This is a genomic window from Streptomyces capoamus, assembly GCF_014654935.1.
Classification (GTDB): Bacteria; Actinomycetota; Actinomycetes; order Streptomycetales; family Streptomycetaceae; genus Streptomyces; species Streptomyces capoamus.
This window is the reverse complement of record NZ_BNBF01000055.1, coordinates 5,525-8,369: the sequence shown is the minus strand read 5'-3', so window position 1 is coordinate 8,369 and position 2,845 is coordinate 5,525. Positions and strand designations below refer to the sequence as shown.

Below are 2,845 nucleotides of genomic sequence, written 5' to 3'. Positions count from 1 at the left end.
GCCCAGGTCGTCAACCTGCTCCAGCAGGTGCAGAAGGACCTCGGCATCGCGTTCGTGTTCATCGCCCACGACCTGGCCATCGTGCGGCACTTCTCCCAGCGCGTCGCGGTGATGTACCTCGGCAAGATCGTGGAGATCGCCGACCGCGACGACCTCTACAACAACCCGCGCCACCCGTACACCCGGGCCCTGCTGTCCGCCGTGCCCGAGGCCACGGTGGACGAGGAGCCGCGCGAGCGCATCCGCCTGACCGGCGACGTGCCGTCGCCGATCAACCCGCCCTCCGGCTGCCGCTTCCGCACCCGGTGCTGGAAGGCGACCGAGAAGTGCGCGACGGAAGCGCCGCCGCTGGTGGAGGCTGAGGGCAACAAGCCCGGTCACCTGACGGCGTGCCACTATCCCGAGACGACGGACACCGTCCCCGCTCCGCGCCTCTCCAAGGACCCCGAGGCGGCGGCCTGACACACCCCTTTCCGTCAGCCGACCCTCGCGGAACGGACTTTCACCGGCCCATTGACCCGAGCCCCTGATCGTCCGAATTATAAGAAACAGAGGGCCCGTGCAGCGCAATTGCTCTGCACGGGCCCTCTATTTCGGGGGGCTAATCCCTAGGCGATCACCCAAACGTCCCGGTCGCCGGGCACCTTTTTACCACAGAGGACATTTCCACCCTCTGTCGTCTTGAGAACGCCGCAGACAGCATTTCCCACCGGCGTTTTAGCACCCCGGTTGGTGGACAATATCGACCAACCGTTGTGACGGAGGTCATATTTGTAGCAGGCGTAGCCAGAAGCGTGTACCTCGTGTCCGTTCTGGCTCGTCACGCAGCCCTCACCAACGAGCCCGCCAGACATGGTAATCAGCTTCTGGCCAGCACGCCCCCAATACTGATTGAGAGCGTTCTTGCACTTGACTTGCGAGATGTCCTGGCCGTCGATGCCATTCCACTGCAAGCACTTACCCGAAACGGCATTCTTGAGCCTGAACGACAATTGACTCGCCTGAGCCGGCGAGGCGGAGCCAATTACACCAAGCGCGACACATACCGAAGTCGCGGATGCGACAGCCCCGATTTTGCGAGCGAACTTCACCAGTTCCCCCTTGGTCATTTTACGTCGGCCGGAGTGACCGACACAGGGAATCCAATCACGCTCCGCGCACACTGGATCACTCATTTGAGCTGATTCTGAGCTACTTTGCCGTCTCGTAACGTTCTTGGCTTTTCCGTCCGACCCTTGCTGCCAGGGCCTGGGCGGTAGACTCGCAACCGGGTCACCTGACGGCGTGTGCCACTACCCGCATACCACGAACGCCGTTCCGGCTCCGCGCCTCACCAAGAACCCCGAGGCGGCGGCCTGACACACCCCTTTCCGTCAGCCGCCCCCTTGCGGAGCGGACTTTCACCGGCCCATTGACCCGAGCCCATGAACGTCCGGTCCAGGGGACGAGGGCCCGCGCCTTCCCAGGCGCGGGCCCTCTTCGCGGTCCCGGACCGGGATCCCGAATCGCCCAACGCCGTTGTGGTACGGAGGAGTTCAAGAACTGCCCGGTTCCTGACACACCGTTCAGCATCGTGTGTCAGACTGCCGCGGTGGTGGATCACGTCTATGCCGATCTCTCGCTGGCCGCGCTGTACGACAGCCTCAACCCCTGGGGACCGGGTGACGACTTCTACCTCGGACTGCTGCGGCAGGCCGGCTCCGTGCTGGACATCGGCTGCGGCACCGGGCAGCTGCTGCGGCGGGCCCGGGCCGAGGGGCACCCAGGGCGGCTGACCGGGCTCGATCCGGCCGCCGCCATGCTGGTCCAGGCCCGGCGGGCCCGGCCGGACGTCGAGTGGGTGCTCGGCGATGTGCGGGTGCGGTGCTGGCGGCCGGAGTTCGACCTGGTCGTCATGACCGGGCACGCCTTCCAGGAACTGGTCACGGACGAGCAGATCCGCATCTGCCTGCGCGCCGCCCGCGCGGCCCTGGCGGACGGGGGGCGCTTCGTCTTCGAGACCCGCAACCCGGGCGCCCGCCCCTGGGAGCGCTGGACCCCCGAGCGGGTGTACGAGACCACCGACGCCGACGGCACTCCGGTGAAGGTGTGGCACGAGGTCGGGACCGTCGCCCCGGACCGCGGCCGGGTGCACTTCACCGAGACCTACACCACCCCCCGCTGGCCCGCCCCCCGGATCGTCCCCGGCGTCCTGCGCTTCCTGGACCCCGAGCGCCTGCGTGACTTCCTCACGGAGGCGGGCCTGAGCGTCGTCGCACAGTACGGCGACTGGGACCGCTCCCCGCTGACCCCCGGCTCCGCCGAGATCATCACCGTGACCCGCCGGGCCTAGCCCCGCGGCCTACGGACGCCGGTCGCGGAGATCACCTGGGTGGGGCCACACCCAGACGGATGGCGAGCGTCATGAACGCGGCGGCCACCGCCGGGGCTCCTGCCTGCGACAGGTAGCCGCCGAGTGCGAGCATGGCCCTCTCCACTCTGGACGGCGACGGGGTCTCGCCGGCCGCCTCGCGTTCCAGCTCGCGCAGAGCGTCCCTGACGCCGCTTTCCTGTTCCGCGGACAGGCCGAACCGGGGAATGCCGCTCGCCATCAGCTCCACGAAAGACATGATGGACTCCGGTGGTACTCCGGTCGAGGTGTACTCCAGCCTCTGGGTCACGTTGTCGCCCGTGGTGAAGTTCCCTGAGGCTTTTCCGCCCACGCTGATGCCGCGGCTGCCCGGCTGGTCGGTCATGTTCTCCTCCTGGATTGCGCGCGTGCTCGGATCGTCGGCCGGGGCGGCTTCAGTTCCCACGGCCGGAAGGGGAACCCAGGCATTCGAGGCCGGCGGGTCCCCCGGCCGAT

Annotated in this window: 4 protein-coding genes; 2 read left to right on the top strand and 2 right to left on the bottom strand. The window is 67.6% G+C overall.

From position 1 onward, the window contains the following. The coding region (locus IE312_RS37575) for an oligopeptide/dipeptide ABC transporter ATP-binding protein (protein ID WP_189986796.1) at nt 1-462 on the top strand (462 nt) is incomplete at its 5' end. A gap of 146 nt (nt 463-608) precedes the next feature. Here the strand turns inward: IE312_RS37575 and IE312_RS37570 are convergent. Continuing rightward, the gene (locus IE312_RS37570) at nt 609-1,175 is read right to left on the bottom strand and encodes a hypothetical protein (RefSeq protein ID WP_189986795.1); all 567 of its coding nucleotides are present in this window, start codon (nt 1,173-1,175) and stop codon (nt 609-611) included. Nucleotides 1,176-1,591: 416 nt separating this feature from the next. Here IE312_RS37570 and IE312_RS37565 point away from each other — a divergent pair, with 416 nt between their 5' ends. Next, the gene (locus IE312_RS37565) at nt 1,592-2,332 is read left to right on the top strand and encodes a class I SAM-dependent methyltransferase (RefSeq protein WP_189986794.1); all 741 of its coding nucleotides are present in this window, start codon (nt 1,592-1,594) and stop codon (nt 2,330-2,332) included. A 31-nt stretch (nt 2,333-2,363) separates the two neighbouring features. Here IE312_RS37565 and IE312_RS37560 read toward each other — a convergent pair. Beyond that, a partial coding sequence (locus IE312_RS37560) for a hypothetical protein (protein ID WP_229900933.1) occupies nt 2,364-2,845 on the bottom strand: 482 nt, incomplete at its 5' end.

Excerpts from the sequence above, each read along its gene's own strand:
- IE312_RS37570 (WP_189986795.1), bottom strand. The coding sequence starts at position 1,175 with ATGAGTGATCCAGTGTGCGCGGAGCGTGATTGGATTCCCTGTGTCGGT.